Genomic DNA, 24,312 nt, shown 5'->3' with positions numbered 1-24,312 from the left:
CGGCGGTGCGGCGCGCTCAGTGCGCGCCTGAGACGACGACCGGAATCTCTGTCGCAGGCGGCGTGTTGCGGCTGCGGCCGCAGCGCACGATGCCGTCGATCATCACCATGCCCACGCCCGGGATGTCGCCCAGCTGCACGCTCTCGAGCAGGCCCGGCGCGGGCGAATGTTGCGCGCGGTCCATGAAGACGAAGTCGGCGGCACGGCCCACCTCGACGAGGCCGCAGTTGAGCTTGCGGATCTTCGCGGTGTTGCCCGTCGCGAAGCAGAACACCAGCTCGGCCGGGATGTTTGCGATGGACGACAGCATCGCCACCATGCGCAGGATGCCCAGCGGCTGGACGCCCGAGCCTGCGGGGCCGTCGGTGCCGAGGATCACGCGGTGCGGGCACTTGAGCTCCAGCGCGGCCTTCGCCGCCGCGATGGCGACCTTCTCGTTGCCGTTGTGCACGATCTCGATGGCGCGCGAGCTCTTCTCGCAGAGCTCGCACACGTGCGCCTCGGGCAGCGAGGTGTGGCCGCCGTTGATGTGGCCGATGACGTCGGCGTCGGCCTCGAGCACCACGTCCTTGTCGATCAGCCCCGAGCCGGGAATGGACGGGCCGCCAGTGTGGATGGTGCTCTGGATGCCGTACTTGCGCGCCCAGGCCACCATCTCCTTGGCCTCGTAGCCGGCCTTGACCGAGCCCAGGCCCACTTCGCCGAGCAGGCCCACGCCGGCCTCGGCGAGTTCCTTGAAGTCGCTCTCGACCATGCCCTTCTCGATGACGGGCGCGCCTGCCAGCACCTTCACGCCGCCGGGGCGGAAGTTGTCGAAGGCGCGCTGCGCGGTGATGGCCAGGGCCTTCAGGCCCACGATGTCCTTGGGGCGGCCGGGCAGGTGCACCTCTCCGGCGGAAATCATGGTGGTCACGCCGCCGTGCATGGTGGAGTCGATCCAGCCGAGCTGGCCCTGGCGCGGGGTCCAGTCGCCGAACACCGGGTGCACGTGGCTGTCGATCAGGCCGGGCGCCACGCAGGTCTTCTTCGCGTCGATGACGGTGATGGCGCCTTCGAGGTCGCAGTCCTTTTCCTTGCCGATCGCGACGATCAGGCCGTCGTTCACGACGATGGTGTCGGCATCGAGGATGGGCTTGTCGATGTCGCCCGAGAGCAGCAGCCCGATGTTCCTTATGACGACCTTGCCCGACTTGCCGCCGGCTGCGATTTCTGCCATTTCGTGTTTTCCTCGTGGGGTGGGGTGTTGTCTTGCACTTCGTCCGCGCGCACGGTACGCAGCACGGTCTCGATCACGAAGTCTTCCCAGTGCGCGATCGCCTCGGGCGACTCCAGCGGCTCGCCGAGGAAGGCGGTGAGCGTGTGCCGGTTGGAGGTGTAGAAGTAGCCGGTGGAGGCGATCAGCAGGTAGATGTCGCGCGCCACCAGGTCCTTGCGGAACAGGCCCTGCGCGGCGCCGCTCGCCAGGATCTCCTCGATGATCGCCACCGCGCGCGACGAGTATTCGCGTGCGCGCAGCGACTTCGAAATGTGCCGGCCCTTGTGCAGGTTCTCGGTGTTCAGCAGCGTGACGAACTCGGGATTCTTGCGGTAATAGCCCAGCACGAAGCGGATGACTTCGGTGAGCGCGTCCACCGGCCGCGAGGCGTCGAGCGCGATGGCGGCCTCGGCGTCGTCCATGCGCTGGTAGATGCCTTCGAGCACTGCGATGAAGAGGCCTTCCTTGCTGCCGAAGTAGTAGTAGATCATCCGGTCGTACGACTTCGCGGCCTTGGAAATCTTCTCCACGCTGCCGCCGTCGTAGCCGTACCTGGCGAAGACCTTGGTCGCGGCCTTCAGGATGCTGTCGCGCGTGGCCTGGGCAGCCGCCTCGCGCACGCCCGTGCGGCGCTGCGGCTTGGTGACTGCCTTGCGTTCCATCAGCGGCCGGAATGAAGGGCGAGGCGGTCGCCGCCGGGCCGCCCCAAGGCGGACCGCGTCTCCCCCATGGGGGGTGGAGTTACACGAGGGAAAAGCCGGGGGGCTTTCATTTCTCTGCGAAGGCGCGCTCGACGACGTAGTCGCCGGGGGTCGACGTGTTGCCTTCCTTGAAGCCGCGAGCCTCCAGGATGTGCTTCAGGTCGACCAGCAGGCCGGGGCTGCCGCACAGCATGACGCGGTCTTCCTCGACGTTCAGCGGCGGCAGGCCCAGATCGTCGGTGAGCTTGTTGCTCTCGATCAGGTCGGTGATGCGGCCCTGGTTGCGGAACTCCTCGCGCGTGACCGTGGGGTAGTACAGCAGCTGCTTGGCGATCATCTCGCCCAGGAACTCGTGCTTGGGCAGGTGGTCGGTCACGAGGTCGTGGTAGGCCAGTTCGTCGACCTGGCGCACGCCATGCACCAGGATGACCTGCTCGAACTTCTCGTAGGTGTCCGGGTCGCGGATGATGCTCATGAACGGTGCGAGGCCGGTGCCGGTGCCGAAGAGGTACAGGCGCTTGGCAGGCAGCGTGTAGTCGATCAGCAGCGTGCCGGTGGGCTTGCGGCCCACGATGATGGTGTCGCCCACCTGGATGTGCTGCAGGCGCGAGGTCAGCGGGCCGTCTTCCACCTTGATGCTCAGGAACTCGAGATGCTCCTCGTAGTTCGGGCTCACGATGCTGTACGCGCGCAGCAGGGGCTTGTTGTTGACCTTCAGGCCGATCATCGTGAAATGACCGTTGGAGAAGCGAAGCGCCGGGTCGCGCGTGGTGGTGAAGGTGAACAGGCGATCGGTCCAGTGGTGGACGCTCAGGACGCGTTCTTCGCTGAATGCACTCATACGGAACTCAAGAGTTGGTTGGTAACAGGGGAGGTTGGCTGAGCCTGCGTGCACGCCTTTGGGGCGCAAGCCGCCGGCCGGCTCCGAACCCTCCATTGTCGTTGGTCGGAGAAACCCCGATGAACACCGCGAGAAAACACCATTGCAAGCATCGGGCCCGTTTGCTACATTGACCTTTGATGTAGTGAATGCAACATGAAAGTGTAGGGAATGCTACACAAACGAAAGTCGATGCACAAGCGGGCGGACGGCACGTTTGTTGCAAACCCCGGCAGCCTGGATTTGCCTTTCGCTCACCACCGAACGCCCACGAGATCGCCCCGATGACAGAACACACCAAGACAGATGGCCTCCCCGGCATGGACATGCCCGTGGTGGCCGAAGCCGGCAGCAGCGCCTTCGGCAAGGCGCCGCTGCGCAACGAGCGCATGAGCACGGCCAAGGTCGAGTGCAACGCCTGCCCGGTGCTCTGCCAGATCTCCGACGGCCGCACCGGCGCCTGCGACCGCTACGCCAACAAGGAGGGCGTGCTGGTGCGCGTCGATCCCGTGGTGCTGCTGCGCCGCACGGTCGAGAGCGAGAAGCCCGCGCTGGTGCCCTTCAACCGGCCCGGCGCCGAAGAGGCCCCCGCCAGCCCCGACTGGAACGGCGACCTGATGCACGCCGACGAAGTCTTCGTCACCGGCGTGGGCTCCTCCACCACCTATCCCGACTACAAGCCTGCCCCTTTCATCGTGGCCTCCAAGGCCCAGGGCGTGGACATGGTCACCGTCGTCACCGAAGGCATCTTCAGCTACTGCAGCTTCAAGGTGAAGATCGACACCGACCGCTTCCTCGGCCCCGAGCAGGCCAACGTGCGCTACCGCGGCGAGGTCGTGGGCCACGTCACCACCGCCGAATACGGCTCGCAGATGCTCTCGCTGGGCGGCGTGCACCACCTCACCGGCGGCAGCAAGAAGGAAGGTCGCATGACGGCCGAGCTGATGCAGCTGCTGGGCAACAAGAAGGCGGTGGAGTGCACCATCGACGGCGGCTCCACCCTCGTCATCCAGGCCGGCAAGGCGCCCATCGTCAACGGCGTGGAAGAGCAGCGCATGCGCGTGGGCTGCGGCTCGGCCGCGGTCGGCATCTTCGCGCGCCAGTTCGCCGGCGTGGCCGACGAGGTGGTCGTGGTCGACGACCACATCACCGGCGTGCTCACCGAGCACCAGGCGGGCCGCTGCCTCGACATGGCGCCCTCGGGCATCCAGATGCTGGGGCGCAAGTCCACGCCGGGGCGCTACTTCCAGGTGGCGAACCCGGGCAACGGCTGGGGCGGCACCGACATCGCCGATCCGCTCGCGATCATCGAAGGCTGGGAAGAGGGCGTCGCCCGCCCCGGCCTGCGCCTGCTCATGACGTCGACCACCGGCGAGCACGCGCAGTGGTACGTGCTCGACGATGCGCTCAAGCCCGTCGAGCAGCCGATGCCGCCCGAGGTGAAGCGCATCGTCGACCGCATCGGCGAGAACTGCGAACCGTCGCTGTGCACGGTGCTGTTCCTCGGCGGTGCGGGCGGAAGCCTGCGCGCGGGCGTCACCGAGAACCCTGTGCTGCTCACGCGCGCCATCAAGCGCGCGCTGGTCAACGTCACCTGCGGCGGCGCGCCGGCCTATGTGTGGCCCGGCGGCGGCATCACGGTGATGGCCGACGTCATGCGCATGCCCGACAACAGCTTCGGCACCGTGCCCACGCCGGCCATCGTCGCGCCCATCGAATTCAGCATGCGGCGAGACGACTACGAGGCGCTCGGCGGCCACGTCGAACACATCTTTCCGCTCGAGCAGGCGCTCGCTCGCGGTGCATGGCAGGAAGACGGCGCACCGCTCGCGCGCCAATGGCTCGCGGTGGACGACGCCAACCCGTGGCCCCTGGGCCACGCCCCGATGCTGGGCTGATCATGTCCGCCCAACGCACAGCGCTCGACAAGAGTCGCTGGCATTTCAACCACGGCCCGATCGATATCGTGGCCGAGGCGCATGGCGACCCGTACGCCGTGGCCGCCGCGCACGACGCGGCGTGGGCGCGCTTCGTCCACGTGCTCGACGAGCTCGTGCGTGAGCTGCCGCTGCTGCGCCTGCCCGTCGTGGACAAGATGCGCCCGCGCAACGTGGTGGCACGCCGCATGTGGGATGCCTGCGCCGCTTTTTCGCCGATGTTCATCACGCCGATGGCGGCGGTGGCCGGCTCGGTTGCGCAGGAACTCATCGCGTTCTACGAGCGCCCCGGCGTGGAGCGCGCGTGGATCAACAACGGCGGCGACATCGCGCTGCATCTTGCGCCGGGGCAGTCCGCGCGCGTGGGCGTGTTCGCCGACATCGCGCGCTTCGACCTGCGCGGCCATCTGGCCGGCGAAGGCGGCGTCCTCACCACCGACGGCCAGTTCGAGCTGCGCGCCGACCAGCCCGTGCGCGGCGTCGCCACCAGCGGCTGGCGCGGGCGCAGTTTCTCGCTGGGTATCGCCGACAGCGTGACGGTGCTGGCCGCCACCGCAGCGCAGGCCGATGCCGCCGCGACAGTGATCGCCAACGCCGTCGACGTGGACGACGAGGCCATCGCGCGCCGCCCGGCGAGCGAGTGCAAGGACGACAGCGACCTCGGCGACACCCTCGTCACCGTCGACGTGCCCGCGCTGGCCCCCGCGCAGGTGCGCAGCGCACTCGATACGGGCGCGATATGCGCCAAGGTCCTGCAAAAAGGAGGGCTCGTATGGGCCGCTCTACTCGTTTGCCAGGGGCAGTGGAGACTTGTCGAACCCTTATGCTCGAAGGCGCTCGATGCAGAGTCGCCGAAATCCGTTGGTTCAGTATTTGCTTAACGAAAAGCAAGGTTCTTTTTCATGATCGAAATCCGCCGCGTCTTCACCCAGGTCGAGCACATCCACCACGAGTTCGGACCGCGCGCCGACACCCCGCTGGTGCGTGGTGCCATCGGCGCGGTGCTGACCAATCCGTTCGCGGGCCGCTACGAGCCCGACATCCTGCCGATGATGGCGCTGCTCGACCCGGTGGGCGTCGACATGGCGCACCGGCTGCATGCCGCCATGGACGTGCCGCTCGAGCAGATCGCCACCTACGGCAAGGGCGCCATCGTCGGCGCCGATGGCGAACTGGAGCATGGCGCGCTGTGGCACGTGCCCGGCGGCTACGCGATGCGCGAACTGCTCGGCTGGAAGGGCAGCCGCGCCGCCTACACCGCTGGCAAGGCCGAGGAAAAAACCGGCCAGCCCGGCAACGCGCTCTCGATCGTGCCTTCGACCAAGAAGGTCGGCCCGCCCGGCGCCACGCTCGACGTGCCGCTGACCAACATCAACGCCAGCTACGTGCGCGGCCAGTTCGACGCCATCGAGGTGCGCGTGCCCGGCGCGCCTGCGGCCGACGAGATCGTCTTCATCCTCGCGATGAGCACCGGCTACCGCATCCATGCCCGCGTGGGCGGGCTGCTCGCGAAAGACATCAGCAAGTGGGACGGCCTGCGCTGACCCGCGAAGACCCGCACAGAGACAAGACAAGGAACACACAGAACATGACCGCCAACATCCGCAAGCTCGTCATTCAGGTCGATGAAACCCGCAAGGAAATGGGCAAGGACATCACGCCGCCCACGCGCCGCGCCGTCGCCATCGCCGTCATCGAGAACCCTTACGCGGGCCGCTACAGCGAGAACCTCGACGAGCTCATCGCCATCGGCGAGGAACTCGGCGCGCTGCTGGGCCAGAAGGCCGTGAAGGCGCTGGGCATCGAGCCCGGCCAGGCGCAGAGCTACGGCAAGGCCGCCATCGTCGGCGAGCGCGGCGAGCTCGAGCATGCCGCCGCCATCCTGCATCCCAAGCTGGGCGCGCCGCTGCGCGTTGCAGTGGAGAAGGGCGCCGCGCTCGTGCCCTCGGCCAAGAAGCAGGGCACGCTGGGCACCGCCATCGACGTGCCGCTGGGCCACAAGGACGCCGCCTTCGTGCGCAGCCACTTCGACGCGGTGGAAGCCCGCGTGAGCGACGCGCCCCGCGCCAACGAGATCGTGGTGGCGGTGGCGGTCACCGACAGCGGCCGTCCGCTGCCGCGCATCGGGGGCCTGCAGGTCTCCGAAATCAAGGGCGAGGACGGACTGCGCTGAGACGCGCCGCATCGTCCAGCCAGAGCCCCGCGCCCATACAACTCGAATTCTTTCTGCCTTAACCCCTAGGAGCTTCTCGATGAATCCATTGCGCCATGTTTTCTGCGCCGCTTCCGTCGTCACGCTGGCTTCGGCCCTCGTTCCCGCGCACGCGCAGGGCGTGATCAAGATCGGCGAAATCAACAGCTACAAGGCGCAGCCCGCCTTCCTCGAGCCCTACAAGAAGGGCATGGAGCTCGCGGTCGACGAGATCAACGCCAAGGGCGGCATCAACGGCAAGAAGATCGAGCTCATCAGTCGCGACGACAACGCCAACCCCGGCGACGCCGTGCGCGTGGCCGAGGAGCTCATCTCGCGCGAGAAGATCGACGTGCTGGCCGGCGCCTTCCTGTCGAACACCGGCCTGGCGCTGACCGACTTCGCCAAGCAGAAGAAGTTCTTCTACCTCGCCGCCGAGCCGCTCACCGACAAGATCGTCTGGAGCAACGGCAACAAGTACACCTACCGCCTGCGTCCCTCGACCTACATGCAGGTCGCGATGCTGGTGCCCGAGGCCGCCAAGCTCAAGAAGAAGCGCTGGGCGCTCGTGTATCCCAACTACGAATATGGCCAGTCGTCGGTCGCCACCTTCAAGACGCTGCTGAAGGCCGCGCAGCCCGATGTCGAGTTCGTCGCCGAGCAGGCGCCGCCGCTGGGCAAGGTCGACTCGGGCAGCGTGGTGCAGGCCCTGGCCGATGCCAAGCCCGATGCCATCTTCAACGTGCTCTTCGGCGCCGACCTCTCCAAGTTCGTGCGCGAAGGCAACACGCGCGGCCTCTTCAAGGACCGCGAGGTGGTGAGCGTGCTGACCGGCGAGCCCGAGTACCTCGACCCGCTGAAGGACGAGGCGCCCAACGGCTGGATCGTCACCGGCTACCCGTGGAGCGGCGTAAAGACGCCCGAGCACAAGGCCTTCCTCGATGCCTACCAGGCCAAGTTCAAGGACTATCCGCGCCTGGGCTCGGTGGTCGGCTACAGCGCCATCCACTCGATCGCGGCCGGCATCAAGAAGGCCGGCGGCACCGACACCGAGAAGCTCGTGGCCGCCTTCAAGGGCCTGCAGGTCGACACGCCCTTCGGCAAGATCAGCTACCGCGCGCAGGACAACCAGTCCACCATGGGCGCGTACGTGGGCAAGACCAAGAACGACGGCGGCAAGGGCGTGATGGTCGACTACGTCTACCTCGACGGCGCGAAGTTCCAGCCGTCGGATGACGAAGTGAAGAAGATGCGCCCGGCAGACTGAGCGCAAGCCAACCCCTGACACCTATACCAAAGCGGACCATTCCAGGAATACCGCGGAACCGGCTTCGCCGGGCCGCAGGTATTGCCCCCGGTAGGGGGTGGGCGGCCACACGAAGTGGGCAAGCCTGGGGGCGAGCAAAGGATCCTTGATGAGTTTTTCAGGTTTTGTTGTTCAGTTGCTCAACGGATTGGCCGGCGCGTCCTCGCTCTTCTTCGTGGCGGCCGGTCTCTCGTTGATCTTCGGCGTGACACGCATCGTCAACTTCGCCCATGGATCGTTCTTCATGGTGGGCATCTACCTCGCGTACACTCTCGTCGACAAGCTGGGCTCGAGCCTGGGCTTCTGGCCTGCGCTGCTGATCGCCGCGCTGGCGGTCGGCGTGCTCGGTGCGCTGATCGAGGTGCTGCTGCTGCGCCGCATCTACAAGGCGCCGGAGCTGTTCCAACTGCTGGCCACCTTCGCGCTGGTGCTCGTCATCAAGGACGCGGTGCTGTGGCTCTGGGGCCCCGACGAACTGCTCGGTCCGCGCGCGCCCGGCCTCAGGGGCTCGGTCGAGATCCTCGGGCGGCAGTTCCCTTCCTATGACCTGTTCCTGATCGTCATCGGCCCGGTGGTACTCGGCCTCGTGTGGCTGCTGCTCACCCGCACGCGCTTCGGCACGCTGGTGCGCGCCGCCACGCAGGACCGCGAGATGGTCAGTGCGCTGGGCGTCAACCAGGCCTGGCTCTTCACGGCAGTGTTCGCGCTCGGCGCGCTGCTCGCGGGCCTCGGCGGCGCGCTGCAGTTGCCGCGCGAACCCGCCACGCTGGAGATGGACCTGAACACCATCGGCGCCGCCTTCGTGGTCGTGGTGGTCGGCGGCATGGGCTCGCTGCCCGGCGCCTACATGGCCGCGCTGCTCATCGCCGAGATCAAGGCGGTGTGCATCTGGCTCGGCGTGGTGCAGATCTTCGGCATCGACGTCTCGTTCTCCAAGCTCACGCTGATGGTCGATTTCCTCGTGATGGCCATCGTGCTGGTGTGGCGCCCCTGGGGCCTGTTCGGCCGCCCGCAGGCACCCAGCCGCTACGTGGGCATGCAGGAAGAACCGCTGCGCCGCCCGGGCAGGGCCTACGTGGTGGCGGCCGCCGCGTTCGCGCTGGTGCTGGCGGTGCTGCCGTTCCTGACGGTGAACTCGCCCTACACCACGGTGCTGATGATCGACCTGATGATCGCGGCCCTCTTCGCCACCAGCCTGCACTTCATCATGGGGCCGGCCGGCATGCATTCCTTCGGCCATGCGGCGTACTTCGGCCTCGGCGCCTACGGTGCGGCGCTGCTGGTGCGCGCGCTGCACCTGCCGATGGAACTCGCGCTGATCGTCGCGCCGCTGGTGGCGGCGCTCGGCGCCTTCGTCTACGGCTGGTTCGCGGTGCGGCTGTCGGGTGTGTACCTGGCGATGCTCACGCTCGCCTTCGCGCAGATCACCTGGGCCATCACCTACCAGTGGGACAGCTTCACCGGCGGCAGCAACGGCCTGACCGGCGTGTGGCCTTCCGAGTGGCTTTCCGACAAGCAGGCCTACTACTGGCTCACACTGGTGCTCGTGGGCCTCGGCGTGTGGTGGCTGCGGCGCGTGCTGTTCTCGCCCTTCGGCTACGCGATGCGCGCGGGCCGCGACTCGGTGCTGCGCGCCGACGCCATCGGCATCGACGTCAAGCGCATGCAGTGGGTGGCGTTCATCATCGCGGGCACCGTGGCGGGCCTGGCGGGTGCGCTCTTCGCCTTCTCCAAGGGCAGCATCTCACCGGAGACGCTGTCGGTCGGCAAGTCGGTCGACGGCCTCGTGATGGTGCTGCTCGGCGGCATCCAGACCCTCGCGGGCCCGGTGGTCGGTGCCGTCACCTTCACCTGGCTGCACGACACCGTGGCGCGCAACACAGACTACTGGCGCGCGATGCTCGGCGCCATCATCCTGATCCTGGTGCTGCTGTTCCCGCAGGGCATCGCGGGCTCCATCAAGCAGCTTGCGGACCGCTGGCGCGCGCCGAAGGAAGGCGAAGCCGAAAAGACCGAAGCCAAGGCCAAGCTCGAGGAGGTGAAGGCATGAGCAACACGCTCCTCAAGGTCGAGAACCTCGGCAAGTCCTTCGGCGGCGTGAAGGCCGTGGACGGCATCAGCTTCGAGCTGCCGCCCGGCGAGCTGCTCGCGCTCATCGGGCCCAACGGCGCCGGCAAGTCGACCACCTTCAACATGGTCAACGGCCAGCTGAAGGCCGACCAGGGCTCCATCACGCTCGACGGCCAGGAACTCGTGGGCCGCAAGCCGCGCGAGATCTGGCGCATGGGCGTGGGCCGCACCTTCCAGATCGCCGAGACCTTCGCCTCGCTCACCGTGGTCGAGAACGTGCAGATGGCGCTGCTGTCGCACGACCGCAAGCTCTTTTCCACATGGCGCCGTGCCGCCGACCACAAGCGCGAGGAGGCTCTGGCGCTGCTCGACCAGGTCGGCATGAAGTCGCAGGCCGACCGGCCCTGCAGCGTGCTGGCATACGGCGACGTGAAGCGCGTCGAGCTCGCCATCGCAATGGCCAACTCGCCCAAGCTGCTGCTGATGGACGAGCCCACCGCCGGCATGGCGCCCAAGGAGCGCAACTCGCTCATGGCGCTGACCAAGGAACTCGTCATCCAGCGCGGCATGGCCGTGCTCTTCACCGAGCACAGCATGGACGTGGTGTTCGCGTACGCCGACCGCATGATCGTGCTGGCGCGCGGGCGCCTCATCGCCCAGGGCAAGCCGCTGGAGATCCGCGACCATCCCAAGGTGCAGGAGGTGTACTTCGGCACCGGCAAGACATTCGAGAAGAAGATCGCCGAGAAGGCCGCAGCCATTGGAGAAGCAGTATGAGCACGCATGAACCTCTCCTGCAGGCCAAGGCACTGTGCGCCTGGTACGGCGCCGCGCAGATCCTCTACGACGTCGATCTCGAAGTGCGTCGCGGCGAAGTGGTCGCGCTCATGGGCCGCAACGGCGCGGGCAAGTCGACCACGCTCAAGGCGCTGATCGGCATGCTCACCAAGCGCCGCGGCGCGGTGCGCTTCCTGGGCCACGACATCTCGAAGAGCGAGCCGCACCATGCGGCGCGCCTGGGCCTGGGCTTCGTGCCCGAAGACCGGCGCGTGTTCACCGACCTCACGGTGATGGAGAACCTCGAAGTCGGCAGGCAGCCGGCGCGCCGCTGGGCCGACGGCACCGACGCGCCGCTGTGGACGCCCGAGCGCCTGTTCAAGCTCTTCCCCAACCTCGGCGAGATGCCCAACCGCCCGGGCGGGCGCATGAGCGGCGGCGAGCAGCAGATGCTGACCGTGGCGCGCACGCTGATGGGCAACCCGTATCTCGTGCTGCTCGACGAGCCTTCCGAAGGCGTGGCGCCGGTGATCGTCGAGCAGATGGCCAACATGATCCTGGAGCTCAAGGCGCAGGGCGTGAGCATCCTGCTGTCGGAGCAGAACATGCACTTCGCCGAGCTGGTGTCCGACCGCGCCTATGTGCTCGAGAAGGGGCAGATCCGCTATCACGCCACCATGGCCGAGCTTGCGGCCAACGACGAAGTCCGCCGCGCCTATCTGAGTGTCTGAGCCTTCTTTCTTTCAACCCACCGGAGTCCACGCCATGCATCGCAGAACCCTCGTGAAATCCGCCGCCGGCCTCGGGCTGGCCAGCGGCCTCGGCAGTCTCGGCTTCAACGTCTTCGCGGCCGGCAAGATCAAGCCCGGCGCCAAGGCGGCGCTGATCGTGGTCGACGTGCAGAACTGCTTTCTCGACGGCGGCACGCTCGCGGTGAAGGGCGGCAACGAAGTCATCCCGGTGATCAACGCGCTCGCGCCGGCGTTCGAGAACATCGTGGTCACGCAGGACTGGCACACGGCGGGCCACGCATCTTTCGCCAGCACCTACAGCGGCAAGAAGCCCTTCGAGACCACCAAGCTCAGCTACGGCACGCAGGTGCTGTGGCCCGACCACTGCGTGCAGGGCACCGACGACGCCGCGCTCGGCAAGGACCTGAAGGTGCCCACCGCGCAGCTCGTCATCCGCAAGGGCTTCCACAAGGAGATGGACAGCTACTCGGCCTTCGAGGAGGCCGACCACAAGACGGCCACGGGCCTCGCCGGCTACCTGAAGGCGCGCGGCATCAAGACCGTGTTCGTCACCGGCCTGGCCACCGACTTCTGCGTGGCCTGGACCGCGATGGACGCGCGCAAGGCCGGCTTCGAGGCCTACGTGATCGAGGACGCCACGCGCGGCATCGACCTCAACGGCTCGCTGGCGGCGGCCTGGAAGCAGATGACGGCCAAGGGCGTCAAGCGCATCCAGTCGGCCGACATCCAGGCCGCCTGAGCGCGCCGCCGTGAAGAAGAACGACAAGAACGGGCAACACACGGATCCACGACGCATGAAGCTTTCCATCACCAGGCGCGCCATGGTCGCGGGCGGCGCCGCCCTTGCATTCGGCCCCGGCCTGCTGCGCACGGCGCGCGCGGACAACGGTGTGAGCGACACCACCATCCGCATCGGCCAGTCGGCCGTGTTCAGCGGACCGGCGAAGGACTTCGGCATCGACTACCGCGCGGGCATCAAGCTGTACTTCGACCGCGTCAACAAGTCGGGCGGCGTGAACGGCCGCAAGATCGAGCTCGTCACCTACGACGATGCCTACGATCCCGCGAAGACGGCCGTCAACACCGCCAAGCTGATCGACGAGGACAAGGTGTTCGCGCTCACCGGCTACGTGGCCACCGGCAACCTCGCGGCGGCGATGCCGCTGGCGGAGAAGGCCGGCGTGCCGATGTTCGCGCCGCTGGTGGGCACCACGTCGTTCCGAACCAAGGTCAACCGCTACCTGTTCCATGTGCGCGCGGGCTACGACCTGGAGCTGCGCAAGATCATCAGCCACCTGTCGACCATCGGCATCCAGTCGATCGCGGTGGTCTATCAGGACAGCGCCTTCGGCAAGTCGAACCTCGCCACCTGCGAGGAGCTGGCGGCCGACTACAAGGTGAAGGTGCTCAAGACCTTCCCGCTGGCCATAACAGCTGAAGACGCCAGGCAGGTCGTCACCGGCTTGGCCGACGCGAAGCCGGGCGCGGTCGTGATGATCATGGCCGGGCGCATGGTCGAAGTGTTCATGCGCGACTACCGCGCCAACGCCGTGGGCGCACCGCTGTACACGCTCTCCGTCGGCATCACCGACGCGGCCGGCTCGGCCAAGCGGCTCGAAGGCAAGCTCGCGGGCCTGGTCACGGCCAGCATCGTGCCGCCGCCGCAGGCGCTGCGGGTGCCGATCGTGGCCGACTACCAGCGCGACCGCGCCGAGTTCGGCGAGAAGATCGACAGCTACACCGCGTTGGAAGGCTACATCGTCGCGCGCGTGATGGTCGAAGGCCTGCGCCGCGCCGGCAAGACGCCCACGCGCGACAGCTTCATCGCCGGCCTCGAGAGCATCGGCAGCACGCGCTTCGGCGACTTCCCCATCGAGTACAGCGCGAAAAACCACAACGGCTCGACCTTCGTCGATCTGGAGATATACGCCCGTGACGGCCAGTTGCGGCGCTGAGCCGCTGCGCCTGCTGGTCAACGGCCGGGCGCAATCGATAGCAGGAGTTCCGCGCGAGGCGACGCTGCTGCACCTGCTGCGCAACGACCTGGGGCTGAACGGTCCCAAGTACGGCTGCGGGCTGGGGCAGTGCGGCGCATGTACCGTGCACGTCGATGGCGTGGCCGCGCGCTCGTGCGTGATTCCGGCGCACGGCGTGGCGGGGCGCGCCATCACCACGCTCGAAGGATTGGGTTCGCGCGGCAGCTGGCATCCGGTGCAGGCCGCCTTCGAGGATGCGCAGGCCGCGCAGTGCGGCTACTGCCTCAACGGCATGGTGATGCAGGCGGCTGCGCTGCTGGCGCGCGACCCGCAGGCCAGCGAGGCGCGCATCCGCGGCGAGCTTTCGGGCAACCTATGCCGCTGCGGCACGCACATCGAGATTCTTGATGCGGTGCAGCGCGCGGCGGTGCGCATGCGCGAGCAACCCGCCACATGACGCGCCGCGCCGATCTTCCGCGCACGCGCGCCGAATTCCTCGCCTCAGACGGCGTGCTGCTGGTGGTGCGCGAGACGCCGGCCGCGCCGGTGCCCGCCAAGGGACAGCCGGCCTTCGTTGCCGGCAACCCCGTCGAGGGCGACGAGATTCTTCTTGCGGTATGGGACGACGGCAGCGCCTCGGCGCTCAACGGGCACGTCGACCTGGGCACCGGCATACAGACGGCACTGGGCCAGATCGTGGCCGAGGAACTCGACCTCGGCATGCCCTGCGTGCGCGTGATGCTCGGCGACACCGCGCGCGCGCCCAACCAGGGCGCGACCATCGCCAGCGCGTCGATCCAGATTCATGCGCAGCCCTTGCGGCTGGCGGCGGCACAGGCGCGTGCATGGCTGCTGGCGCGTGCTGTCGAGCGCTTGGGCGTGGCCGCGGATGCGCTGCAGATGCGCAATGGCGTGGTGCGCGTCGCCGAGCTGCCCGACCGGCACGTCAGCTATGCCGAACTCGTCGCCGGCCAGCGCACCGTGCTGCGGCTCGATCCGCGGGCGAAGCCCAAGGACCCGGCCGACTACCGCGTGGTCGGCACGCGGCAGGCGCGCGTCGACATCCCGGCCAAGCTCGCGGGAGAGCTCGTGTTCGTGCACGACATGCGGGTGCCTGGCATGCTGCACGGCCGTGTGGTGCGCCCGCCGTATGCCGGCGCGGACCACGGCGAGTTCATCGGCAACACGCTGGAGTCGGTCGACGAATCGTCGATCGCGCACATTCCCGGCATTCGCGCGGTGGTCGTCATCCGCGACTTCGTCGGCATCGTGGCCGAGCGCGAGGAACACGCCGAGCAGGCCCTTCGCGAGCTGCGCGTGAAGTGGAAGCCTTGGCCCGGCATGCCCGACCTGGGCGACCTCGCCCAGGCCCTGCGCGACAACCCCTCGACGCAGCGTCTGCTGGTCGACGAAGGCGACGTGGACGGCGCCATCGCATCGGCCGCGAAGCCCATGCGCCGCACCTACGTGTGGCCCTACCAGATGCATGCCTCCATCGGCCCCTCGTGCGCGCTGGCCGACTGGCAGCCCGCCGACGGCAGCGGCATGCAACTGCGCTGCTGGACCGGCTCGCAGAACCCGCACGTGCTGCGCGCCGATCTCGCGAAGCTCATGGGCGTGGACGACGTGCAGGTCGACGTGGTCCGCATGGAGGCGGCGGGCTGCTACGGCCGCAACGGCGCCGACGACGTGGCCGCCGATGCCGCGCTGCTCGCGCGCGCCGTCGGCGCGCCTGTGCGAGTGCAGCTCACGCGCGAGCAGGAACACGCGTGGGAGCCCAAGGGCGCGGCGCAGCTCATGGAGATCGACGGCGGCCTCATGCCCGACGGCAACGTCGCCGCCTACGATTTCGAAACCTCGTATCCCTCGAACGGCGCGCCGACGCTGGCGTTGCTGCTCACGCGCACCATCGAGCCGGTGGCGCAGGCCTTCGAGATGGGCGACCGCACCGCCCGCCCGCCCTACAGCTACGACAACCTGCGCGTGAAGGTCAACGACATGGCGCCGATCGTGCGCGCCTCGTGGCTGCGCGGCGTGTCGGCGCTGCCGAGTTCGTTCGCGCACGAGTCCTACATCGACGAACTGGCGACGGCGGCGGGTGTCGATCCGGTGCAGTTCAGGCTGCGGTACCTGGAAGACCCGCGCGCCGTCGAGCTCGTGCAGGCCACCGCGCAGAAGGCCGGCTGGCGCATGCGCACCGGGCCGCAGGAGAACGCCGACGGCGGGCTCGGCGAGGGCGGCGACATCCTCTTCGGCCAGGGCTTTGCGTACGCACGCTACATCCACAGCAAGTGGCCGGGTTTCGGCGCGGCGTGGGCCGCGTGGGTGGCCGACGTGGAGGTCAACCGCAAGACGGGCGAGGTGCATGTGCGCCGCGTGGTGGTGGGGCACGACGCGGGGTTGCTGGTAAACCCGGCGGGCGTCGAGCACCAGGTGCACGGCAACGTGATCCAGACCACGAGCCGCGCGCTGAAGGAGCGCGTGGAATTCGCGCCGCAGCAACAGCAGCAGCAGGATGCGGCGACGGGTGCGCAGCTGCCTGGCGTCCTGCCTTCCGGCGTGGTCGCCAGCCGCGAATGGGGCGGCTACCCGATCATCAACTTCCGCGAAGTGCCGGTGATCGAGGTGATGCACATGCCGCGGCCCGGCGAGCCTTCGCTGGGCGCGGGCGAGTCGTCGTCGGTGCCGGGCACTGCGGCGATCGCGAATGCGATCTTCGATGCGACGGGCGTGCGCTTCAGGGCGCCGCCATTCACGCCGGAGACGGTGCTCGCGGAATTGAACAAGGGCTTGCTGCCTCCGGCTCCTCCGGGAGATGGCGGGGGAGGCGAGCTGCGTGGGAATGGTGATGCCGTCGTGCCCCCATCCGGGCCTTCCCCCGGTGCCGGAAGGAGCAATGTGGTCTGGCCTCGGCGCAAGGGGCTGTGGGCCACTGGTGCTGCATTGGTTGTCGGTGGCATCGGCGTCATCGCCGGCCTGCTCGGCTGGCGATCGGCCATCGCGCCGGTGTCGCTCACCGCGCCGGTCTACAGCCAGGCCACCATCGAGCGTGGCCGGGTGCTCGCCTCGGTCGGCGATTGCGCCGTGTGCCACACGGCACCCGGCGGCATGGCCAACGCGGGTGGCCGCGCCATGGACACACCCTTCGGCACGCTCTACACCACGAACCTCACGCCGGATGCCGAGACGGGCCTGGGCCGCTGGTCCTTCAGCGCTTTCCAGCGTGCGATGCGCGAGGGCGTCTCGCGCGACGGGCACTATCTGTATCCCGCATTCCCCTACACCGCTTTCGCGAAGACCAGCGACGACGATCTGCAGGCGCTGTATGCGTACTTCATGTCACTGCCCGCCGTGCGGGCGGAAACGCCGAAGTCCGAGCTCAAGTTTCCGTTCAGCATTCGCCCGCTGATGGCCGGCTGGAACGCGCTCTTCCATGACCCGGCGCCGATGCAGCCCGTGGCCACGCAGAGCGCGGAGTGGAATCGTGGTGCCTATCTGGTCAACGGCCTGGGGCATTGCGGCGCCTGTCATACCCCGCGCAATGCGCTGGGCGCGGAGCAGGGCGGCAGTGCCTTCCTGTCGGGCGCGATGGTCGATGGCTGGGAGGCGCCGGCGCTCACGCAGCTGGCATCGAAGTCGGCGGTGCCGTGGGATGCCGACGAGTTGTATCGCTACCTGCGCAACGGCCACACGCAGCGGCACGGCGTCGCGGGCGGGCCGATGGCCGAGGTTGTGCGCGAGCTCGCGCAGGTGCCGGACGAGGACATTCGCGCGATGGCCACGTATCTGGGCTCGTTCAACCCCGCGCCGGCCGCGGATCCTGCCGCTGTCGCGCAACAGGTTGTGGGCAACGCGGCGCGCACGCAGGGGCGACTGCTGGGCCCCGCACAGCGCATGTTCGACAGTGCCTGCGCCTCTTGCCACCACGACGGCAACGGGCCCACGCTGCTCGGCGTCAACACGCCGCTCGCGCTCAACAGCAACCTCACGAGCGCGCGGCCGGACAACCTGCTGCGCACCATCCTCGACGGCGTGCGCGAGCCGGCGAGCCGCGACATCGGCTTCATGCCCGGCTTTCGCGATGTGCTCGACGACCGGCAGATCGCCGAGCTTGCCGGCTACATGCGCGCACGCTTCGCGCCGCAGGAGCCCGCGTGGACCGACCTGCCTGCCGAGGTGGCGCGCGTGCGCGCGACGCCGGGGCACTGAGGCCGTAGACAAGGAGGGCCGAGCGGGCTGTTTTCTGCGTGCGCCGCTACGATGCAACGTAGCAGCCACATTCATCACGGAGACACCACGCCATGCCGCTCGATCTTTCCACTTCTTCCAGCCTGCCCCGCGACGCCGGACGCGCCACGCTCGTCGGCCGCCTCTGGCACCCGGGCGTGGGCCCCGCGCTGGTCGCAGTTCACGAAGGTGGCCTGCACGACCTGTCGAAGCTCGCTCCCACCATGAGCGATCTGCTCGAAGGCAACACACCACCTGCGGAAGCGGTTCGCGCCGCACTCAGGAGCGCGCCGCGCATTGCCGCGCTCGACGAAGCCCTTGCCAACAGCGACGAGGCCGCGCGCGACACGGGCAAGCCCTGGCTGCTCGCGCCATGCGACCTGCAGGCCATCAAGGCGAGCGGCGTCACATTTGTTGCGAGCCTGCTCGAGCGCGTGATCGAGGAGCAGGCGCGGGGCGATGCATCGAAGGCGGAAGCCACGCGAGCGGCCATCGGCAGCGTGCTCGGCGACAACCTCGCGGACATCGTGCCCGGCTCGCCCGAGGCGATGAAGGTCAAGCAAGTGCTGATAGCGCAGGGCGCCTGGTCGCAGTATCTAGAGGTCGGCATCGGGCCCGACGCGGAGATCTTTACCAAGGCGCCCGTACTTTCAGCCGTCGGTACCGGGGCCGATGTAGGCATTCATCCGGGCTCCGCATGGAACAACCCGGAGCCCGAGGTCGTGCTCGCGGTGAACAGCCGCGGCGAAACATTGGGCGCGGCGCTGGGCAACGATGTGAACCTTCGCGACTTCGAAGGCCGAAGCGCGCTGCTGCTGGGCAAGGCGAAGGACAACAACGCGTCGTGCGCGATCGGCCCGTTCATTCGCCTGTTCGATGAACACTTCGGTATTGCTGACGTGAGGCGCATCACCGTCGAGCTGGAAGTGACGGGGCCCGAAGGCTTCACCCTGGAGGGCTCGAGTTCGCTGTCGAAGATCAGCCGCGACCCGCTCGACCTCGTGGCGCAGACGATAGGAGCCAATCACGCTTATCCGGACGGCTTCATGTTGTTTCTCGGAACGATGTTCGCACCGACACAAGATCGTCACGGGCCTGGGCAAGGATTCACGCACGTCGTGGGGGACCGCGTGCGCATTGCCGCACCGGAACTCGGTGCCCTGGTGAATCGCGTGATGCATTCGGACAAGGCGCCGATGTGGACTTTTGGTATCAGTGCGTTGATGCGCAATCTGGCTGCGCGCGGTTTGCTCTGATTGGCATGTAGGCGTTCTGTATGAGTTTCAAAAAGGGGTGTACTCCTTAGTAATTCATACGAGTCGTGTTGCAATCTGTTGCTGTTGACCGCATCACTTGTTCCCCTCAAGATTGCTGCTGTTAAGAAACGTTTGAACGAGGGGAGTAGAGGTTGGCGCAGAGCGAGATCGATCTATTGCAGGAGCCCGTCGAGGGCCCGCTACCTTGCGGTGAAGACCTGGAATACGACCCCGATTTCATGGCGTTGCACCAGGCGACGGCGGGCAAGCGCGAACAGCAGTTCGGCTCGACCATCATCCCCGCCGAGCCGCCCGATTGGGCCCGTGTGGAACGCATCGCGAAGCAGCTGTGCTCGCGTACGCGAGACCTGCGCGTGCTGGTGCCTCTCACGCTGGCCTGGACCGAGAGCCGAGGCTTGCCCGGGTATGTAGAAGGTCTGCAACTCGTCGACGTCGTGCTTCAGAGATTCTGGGACGACGTGCATCCACGCGTCGTCGACGACGGCTTCGAAGACCCGCTGCCGCGCATGAATGCGCTGGCCGCATTGGCCGAAGCCGAAGGACTGGGACGCAGCGTGCGCGATGCGCGGCTGCTCGACGAAGGCGCAGGCGCGTCGATGAGCCTGCGCCAGGTCGAGGCCTTGCTCGATTCGAGCAAGACCGATCATCAGATCGATTACCCCGGCGGTATCGGCCGGTTGAAGGACGCGGTGCGGCGCGCGCAGGACAAGGCGGCGCCACCTGTGGTGGCATTGCGCGCAGCGCTGGAGTTGCTGCAGCGAATTCGCGAGACCTGCGAGCGCGCGCTGGGACAGAGCTGGGCGCCCGATTTCTCGCGGCTCGAGCGTTCGTTGCGCACCGTTGCCCAACTGTTGCCGGAGCAGGCGCATGTCGAGGAGGCAGTGGCCGGCGAAACCCACGCCGGAGCCGTTGCGCAAGAGGGCGGTGCGGCCGGGACCGTGGCGAATGGTGCTGTTGGCGGTACTGCGGCAAATGTCGGTACCGGCCTACGTCAGGTATTTATTAAGGATATTGAAATATCGAGCCGTGAAGATGTGCAGGTGCTGCTCGAGAAGGCCTGCCAGTTCATGGAACGCACGGAGCCCAGCCATCCGGCGCCCATGCTCATACGCAGGGCGCAGCGGCTGCTGGATCTCAACTTCTTCCAGATCATCGAAGAGCTCGTGCCAGAGGGATTGCAAAAGATAGAGAGCCTTGCAGGACGTCCGTTGAACGGGGGCAGCGCGGAGTAACAGGCGGAGGCCGTCGCGGGCCCCGCGAGCCGAGAGGCCGGCCGGGGGTCGTACCCACACGCATTACAGATTCAAGAGGAAGCTTATGGCAGACAACCGTGTCAGAAACAGTGGTCAGAAGTTCATTGCGCGCAACCGCGCGCCGCGTGTGCAGATCGAGTACGACGTCGAGATCTACGGCAGCGAGCGCAAGATCCAGCTGCCCTTCGTGATGGGCGTGATCGCCGATCTCGCGGGCAAGCAGATCGACCCGATGCCCGACCTCGCCGAGCGAGAGTTCATGGCGGTGGACATCGACAACTTCGACGAGCGCATGAAGGCCATCAAGCCGCGCGTTGCCTTCCAGGTGCCCAACACGCTCACCGGCGACGGCCAGATGAACGTCGACATCACCTTCGACAGCATGGACGACTTCTCGCCCGCGCGCATCGCCCGCCAGGTCGGCGCGCTGCAGCAGCTGCTCGAGGCGCGCACCGAACTGTCGAACCTGTTGTCGTACATGGACGGCAAGAACGGCGCCGAACAGCTGATCGCGCAGGCGCTGCAGAACCCGGCACTGCTGAAGTCGCTGGCATCGGCCCCGAACCCCGCCGTTGCAAAGGCAGTGGAAGCCGCGAACGAAAAGGCCGGCACGCCCGGCACGTCTTCCGAATAAGCGCGAGCAGCAGCAAGGACCGCCATCATCATGAGCACCGCCCCCAAACAGACCACCGCGCGCGCACCGGCTTCCGTCGAGACGCTGGAGCCGAACGAGTTCTCGAACCTGCTGCAGCGCGAGTTCAAGCCCAAGACCGACCAGGCCCGCGAGGCGGTGGAAAACGCCGTCAAGACGCTGGCCGTGCAGGCGCTGGAAAGCACCGTCACGGTCTCCAACGATGCGTACCGCACCGTTCAGGCCATCATCACCGAGATCGACCGCAAGCTCTCGGAGCAGATCAACCAGATCCTGCACCACGAGGAGTTCCAGCAGCTCGAAGGCGCATGGCGCGGCCTGCACTATCTGGTGAACAACACCGAGACCGACGAGCAGCTGAAGATCCGCGTGATGTGCGCATCCAAGCGTGAAGTCGCTCGCTCGCTCAAGCGCCACAAGGGCATCGGCTGGGACCAGAGTCCGCTCTTCAAGAAGATCTATGAAGCCGAGTACGGCCAGTTCGGCGGCGAGCCCTTCGGCGCACTGATCGGCGACTTCCACTTCGACCACAGCCCGCCCGACGTCGAGATGCTCGGCGAAATGGCCAAGATCGCCGCGGCAGCGCACTGCCCCTTCATCGCCGGCGCTTCGCCCACCGTGATGCAGATGGATTCGTGGCAGGAGCTTTCGAACCCGCGCGACCTGACCAAGATCTTCCAGAACACCGAACACACCGCATGGCGCTCGCTGCGCGACTCGGAAGACGCGCGCTACATCGGCCTGGCCATGCCGCGCTTCCTGGCTCGCCTGCCGTATGGTGCGCGCACCAACCCGGTCGATGAGTTCGAGTTCGAGGAAGAGACCGACTCCGCAGCCCACAACCGCTACACCTGGGCCAACTCGGCCTATGCGATGGGCGTGAACATCAACCGCTCGTTCAAGCAGTACGGCTGGTGCACGTCGATCCGTGGCGTGGAATCGGGCGGCGCTGTCGAGAACCTGCCCACGCACACCTTCCCGACCGACGACGGTGGCGTGGACATGAAGTGCCCGACCGAGATCGCCATCAGCGACCGCCGCGAGGCCGAGCTCGCCAAGAACGGCTTCATGCCGCTGGTGCACCGCAAGAATTCCGACTTCGCGGCCTTCATCGGCGCGCAGTCGCTGCAGCTGCCGGCCGAGTACTACGACGCCGACGCCACGGCCAACGCGAACCTCGCGGCACGCCTGCCGTACCTGTTCGCCTGCTGCCGCTTCGCGCACTACCTGAAGTGCATCGTGCGGGACAAGATCGGTTCGTTCCGCGAGCGCGAGGACATGGAGCGCTGGCTCAACGACTGGATCATGAACTACGTCGACGGCAGCCCCGGCACCTCGTCGCAGGACACGAAGGCAATGAAGCCGCTGGCGGCGGCGGAAGTCCAGGTGGAAGCCATCGAGGACAACCCCGGCTACTACGCCGCCAAGTTTTTTCTCCGGCCGCACTATCAGCTCGAAGGGCTGACGGTGTCGTTGCGGCTGGTTTCGAAGCTGCCATCCAACAAGAAGGACAGCAGCTAATTCAACGGCGTCCCGGAATCGGGCGCAAATAACTCTGGGGGTTTAAATCATGGCAGTAGACATGTTCATGCGCGTTGAAGGCGCAAACGGCGAATCGAAGGACTCGAACCACAAGGAGTGGACGGACATCAAGTCGTTTGCGTGGGGAGCAACGCAGCCTGGCAACATGGTCAGCGGCGGTGGCGGTGGCGTTGGCAAGGCCAGCTTCAACGACCTGCAGGTTCTGGCGCGCATCGACAAGGCGGCACCGTCCGTCATGAAGAACTGCGCAAGCGGCAAGCACCTGGGCAAGGTGGAAGTGTCGGTGTGCAAGGCCGGTGGTTCGCAGATCGAGTACACGCGCGTCACGCTCGAAGAAGTGCTGGTGACCTCGGTGCAGTACACCGCCGAACAGGGCTCGGACGCCGTGTTCGTGCAGTACGCCTTCCAGGCCGCCAAGGTGAAGCAGCAGTACTGGGAACAGACCGACAAGGGCGGCAAGGGCGCCGAGACGGTGCTGGCCTGGAACATCAAGGAAAACAAGGAGTCCTGATCTCCTTTTCCCGATGCGCGGCCGGCCTTTCGGGCCGGCCGCGACGTTTTTCCCGACGGCCTCCACGGCCGTCCTTCGCACGGCGGCCTTCTCAACGTTCGCGCCGCGTGCCAGCAAGTCAGCGAGGAAGCTTCATGGGCGATGGGTTTGCAGTACTGGGCGAGCGCTCAGTGGCCGAGCACACCGAATGGGTACAGCGGCAGATCCGCTCCAATCCCCAGAATGCAGGCTTGCGTCTTGCCTTGTGCCACTTTCTCGCATTGCGTGGAGAGTGGCAGCGGGCCGAAGACCAGCTCAAGCTCGCCACCAAGCTGGATCCCACTTTCACGCCCGCCAGCGTCACCTGCTCGATGGCGCTTTCGGGCGAACGCCACCGCAGCGAGTTCTGGTCGGGCGGACGTGCTCCGGCCATCGTCGGCGGCAATGCCGAATGGGTCGAGCAGTTGATCGCCGCCGCAGCCCTGCCAGCGGATCGTGCCGAGGAAGCCGCGGCCCTGCGCGAAAGCGCGCGGCAGGCCGCGCCCGCACTGCATGGCAGGCTCACCAGCGTCGACCGCTCCGATTCGCGTGCCGTGCAGGCGCTTGATGGCGAGCCGGTGCAGCACAGCGATTTCGAATGGCTCTGCGACGGCGACGTGCGCATCGGTACCGTGTTCGAGTTGCTCACGCCCTCGGGCTACGCATGGCTGCCGCTGACGGAAGTGCGCCGCGTCAAGTTTTCCCGGCCGCAGCACCTCGTCGACCTGCTGTGGGCTCCCACCGAATTCGAACTGCACGACGGCCGCGCGCTCAACGGCCTGGTGCCGGTGCGCTATCCGGGCCAGCTCGAGGGCCTCGACGACGAGGCCGCGCTGGGCCGCCGCACCGACTGGCTGCCGCTGGCCGGCGAAGAGCAGTACGCAGGCCTGGGCCAGCGCACGCTGATCAGCGAGGCCGGCGACCATTCGCTGCTCGACCTGCGCCTCATCGAGTTCTCGCGCGAGGGCAGCGCCGGATGAGCGGAAT

At 67.2% G+C, this 24,312-nt stretch carries 21 protein-coding genes; 18 read left to right on the top strand and 3 right to left on the bottom strand.

Going from position 1 to position 24,312, the window contains the following annotated elements:
- Window positions 1–16: 16 nt before the first annotated feature.
- From ACAM57_RS30810 to ACAM57_RS30800, 3 genes are all read right to left on the bottom strand, one after another.
- Window positions 17–1,216 carry an amidohydrolase family protein gene (locus ACAM57_RS30810; protein WP_369660065.1) on the bottom strand — a complete coding sequence of 400 codons (1,200 nt, stop codon included), beginning with the start codon at window positions 1,214–1,216 and terminating at the stop codon, window positions 17–19.
- Window positions 1,171–1,917: a TetR family transcriptional regulator gene (locus ACAM57_RS30805; protein WP_126022505.1), complete on the bottom strand. Its 747-nt coding sequence runs from the start codon at window positions 1,915–1,917 to the stop codon at window positions 1,171–1,173. The genes ACAM57_RS30810 and ACAM57_RS30805 overlap by 46 nt, the downstream gene beginning before the upstream one ends.
- A 106-nt stretch (window positions 1,918–2,023) precedes the next feature.
- The gene (locus ACAM57_RS30800; protein WP_126022504.1) at window positions 2,024–2,797 is read right to left on the bottom strand and encodes a ferredoxin--NADP reductase; all 774 of its coding nucleotides are present in this window, start codon (window positions 2,795–2,797) and stop codon (window positions 2,024–2,026) included.
- A 323-nt stretch (window positions 2,798–3,120) separates the two neighbouring features.
- Between ACAM57_RS30800 and ACAM57_RS30795 the strand changes: the two genes are divergently transcribed.
- From ACAM57_RS30795 to ACAM57_RS30710, 18 genes are all read left to right on the top strand, one after another.
- The gene (locus tag ACAM57_RS30795) at window positions 3,121–4,734 is read left to right on the top strand and encodes a 6-hydroxynicotinate reductase (RefSeq protein ID WP_369660064.1); all 1,614 of its coding nucleotides are present in this window, start codon (window positions 3,121–3,123) and stop codon (window positions 4,732–4,734) included.
- A gap of 2 nt (window positions 4,735–4,736) precedes the next feature.
- Window positions 4,737–5,654, top strand: coding sequence for a UPF0280 family protein (locus ACAM57_RS30790; RefSeq protein WP_126022502.1), 918 nt, complete (start codon window positions 4,737–4,739; stop codon window positions 5,652–5,654).
- A gap of 21 nt (window positions 5,655–5,675) precedes the next feature.
- The gene (locus ACAM57_RS30785) at window positions 5,676–6,317 is read left to right on the top strand and encodes an amino acid synthesis family protein (protein ID WP_126022501.1); all 642 of its coding nucleotides are present in this window, start codon (window positions 5,676–5,678) and stop codon (window positions 6,315–6,317) included.
- 44 nt (window positions 6,318–6,361) lie between these two features.
- A complete protein-coding gene (locus ACAM57_RS30780) occupies window positions 6,362–6,946 on the top strand; it encodes an amino acid synthesis family protein (protein ID WP_093206762.1) in 585 nt (194 codons plus the stop codon).
- 79 nt (window positions 6,947–7,025) lie between these two features.
- Complete coding sequence (locus ACAM57_RS30775) at window positions 7,026–8,231, top strand: ABC transporter substrate-binding protein (RefSeq protein WP_369660063.1); 1,206 nt, start codon at window positions 7,026–7,028, stop codon at window positions 8,229–8,231.
- A 148-nt stretch (window positions 8,232–8,379) separates the two neighbouring features.
- Window positions 8,380–10,320, top strand: coding sequence for an ABC transporter permease (locus tag ACAM57_RS30770; RefSeq protein ID WP_369660062.1), 1,941 nt, complete (start codon window positions 8,380–8,382; stop codon window positions 10,318–10,320).
- Window positions 10,317–11,117 (top strand): ABC transporter ATP-binding protein, encoded by an 801-nt coding sequence (locus ACAM57_RS30765; protein ID WP_126022497.1) that lies wholly within the window; start codon window positions 10,317–10,319, stop codon window positions 11,115–11,117. Before ACAM57_RS30770 ends, ACAM57_RS30765 begins: the two co-directional genes overlap by 4 nt.
- Window positions 11,114–11,848 carry an ABC transporter ATP-binding protein gene (locus tag ACAM57_RS30760; RefSeq protein WP_369660061.1) on the top strand — a complete coding sequence of 245 codons (735 nt, stop codon included), beginning with the start codon at window positions 11,114–11,116 and terminating at the stop codon, window positions 11,846–11,848. Before ACAM57_RS30765 ends, ACAM57_RS30760 begins: the two co-directional genes overlap by 4 nt.
- 34 nt (window positions 11,849–11,882) lie before the next feature.
- Window positions 11,883–12,608 (top strand): bifunctional nicotinamidase/pyrazinamidase, encoded by a 726-nt coding sequence (gene pncA, locus ACAM57_RS30755; RefSeq protein ID WP_369660060.1) that lies wholly within the window; start codon window positions 11,883–11,885, stop codon window positions 12,606–12,608.
- Between the two features lie 82 nt (window positions 12,609–12,690).
- The gene (locus ACAM57_RS30750; RefSeq protein ID WP_184640604.1) at window positions 12,691–13,824 is read left to right on the top strand and encodes an ABC transporter substrate-binding protein; all 1,134 of its coding nucleotides are present in this window, start codon (window positions 12,691–12,693) and stop codon (window positions 13,822–13,824) included.
- On the top strand, window positions 13,802–14,302 hold the full coding sequence (locus ACAM57_RS30745) for a (2Fe-2S)-binding protein (protein WP_126022494.1): 501 nt from the start codon (window positions 13,802–13,804) through the stop codon (window positions 14,300–14,302). The genes ACAM57_RS30750 and ACAM57_RS30745 overlap by 23 nt, the downstream gene beginning before the upstream one ends.
- Complete coding sequence (locus ACAM57_RS30740) at window positions 14,299–18,054, top strand: molybdopterin cofactor-binding domain-containing protein (RefSeq protein ID WP_369660059.1); 3,756 nt, start codon at window positions 14,299–14,301, stop codon at window positions 18,052–18,054. Before ACAM57_RS30745 ends, ACAM57_RS30740 begins: the two co-directional genes overlap by 4 nt.
- Window positions 18,055–18,146: 92 nt before the next feature.
- On the top strand, window positions 18,147–19,328 hold the full coding sequence (locus tag ACAM57_RS30735) for a fumarylacetoacetate hydrolase family protein (protein WP_369660058.1): 1,182 nt from the start codon (window positions 18,147–18,149) through the stop codon (window positions 19,326–19,328).
- Window positions 19,329–19,480: 152 nt separating this feature from the next.
- Window positions 19,481–20,581, top strand: coding sequence for a type VI secretion system protein TssA (gene tssA, locus ACAM57_RS30730; RefSeq protein WP_369660057.1), 1,101 nt, complete (start codon window positions 19,481–19,483; stop codon window positions 20,579–20,581).
- Between the two features lie 85 nt (window positions 20,582–20,666).
- Window positions 20,667–21,236: a type VI secretion system contractile sheath small subunit gene (gene tssB, locus ACAM57_RS30725; protein ID WP_184640478.1), complete on the top strand. Its 570-nt coding sequence runs from the start codon at window positions 20,667–20,669 to the stop codon at window positions 21,234–21,236.
- Window positions 21,237–21,266: 30 nt separating this feature from the next.
- A complete protein-coding gene (tssC, locus tag ACAM57_RS30720; RefSeq protein WP_019658415.1) occupies window positions 21,267–22,775 on the top strand; it encodes a type VI secretion system contractile sheath large subunit in 1,509 nt (502 codons plus the stop codon).
- A gap of 49 nt (window positions 22,776–22,824) precedes the next feature.
- A complete protein-coding gene (locus tag ACAM57_RS30715) occupies window positions 22,825–23,307 on the top strand; it encodes a type VI secretion system tube protein Hcp (protein WP_126022489.1) in 483 nt (160 codons plus the stop codon).
- A 134-nt stretch (window positions 23,308–23,441) separates the two neighbouring features.
- Window positions 23,442–24,305 (top strand): type VI secretion system accessory protein TagJ, encoded by an 864-nt coding sequence (locus tag ACAM57_RS30710; RefSeq protein WP_369660056.1) that lies wholly within the window; start codon window positions 23,442–23,444, stop codon window positions 24,303–24,305.
- The last annotated feature ends 7 nt before the right edge of the window (window positions 24,306–24,312 follow it).

The organism is Variovorax sp. V15 (genome assembly GCF_041154425.1).
Classification (GTDB): Bacteria; Pseudomonadota; Gammaproteobacteria; order Burkholderiales; family Burkholderiaceae_C; genus Variovorax; species Variovorax guangxiensis.
Note: the sequence above shows the minus strand (reverse complement) of the source record. Positions and strands in the feature narration are given on the sequence as shown.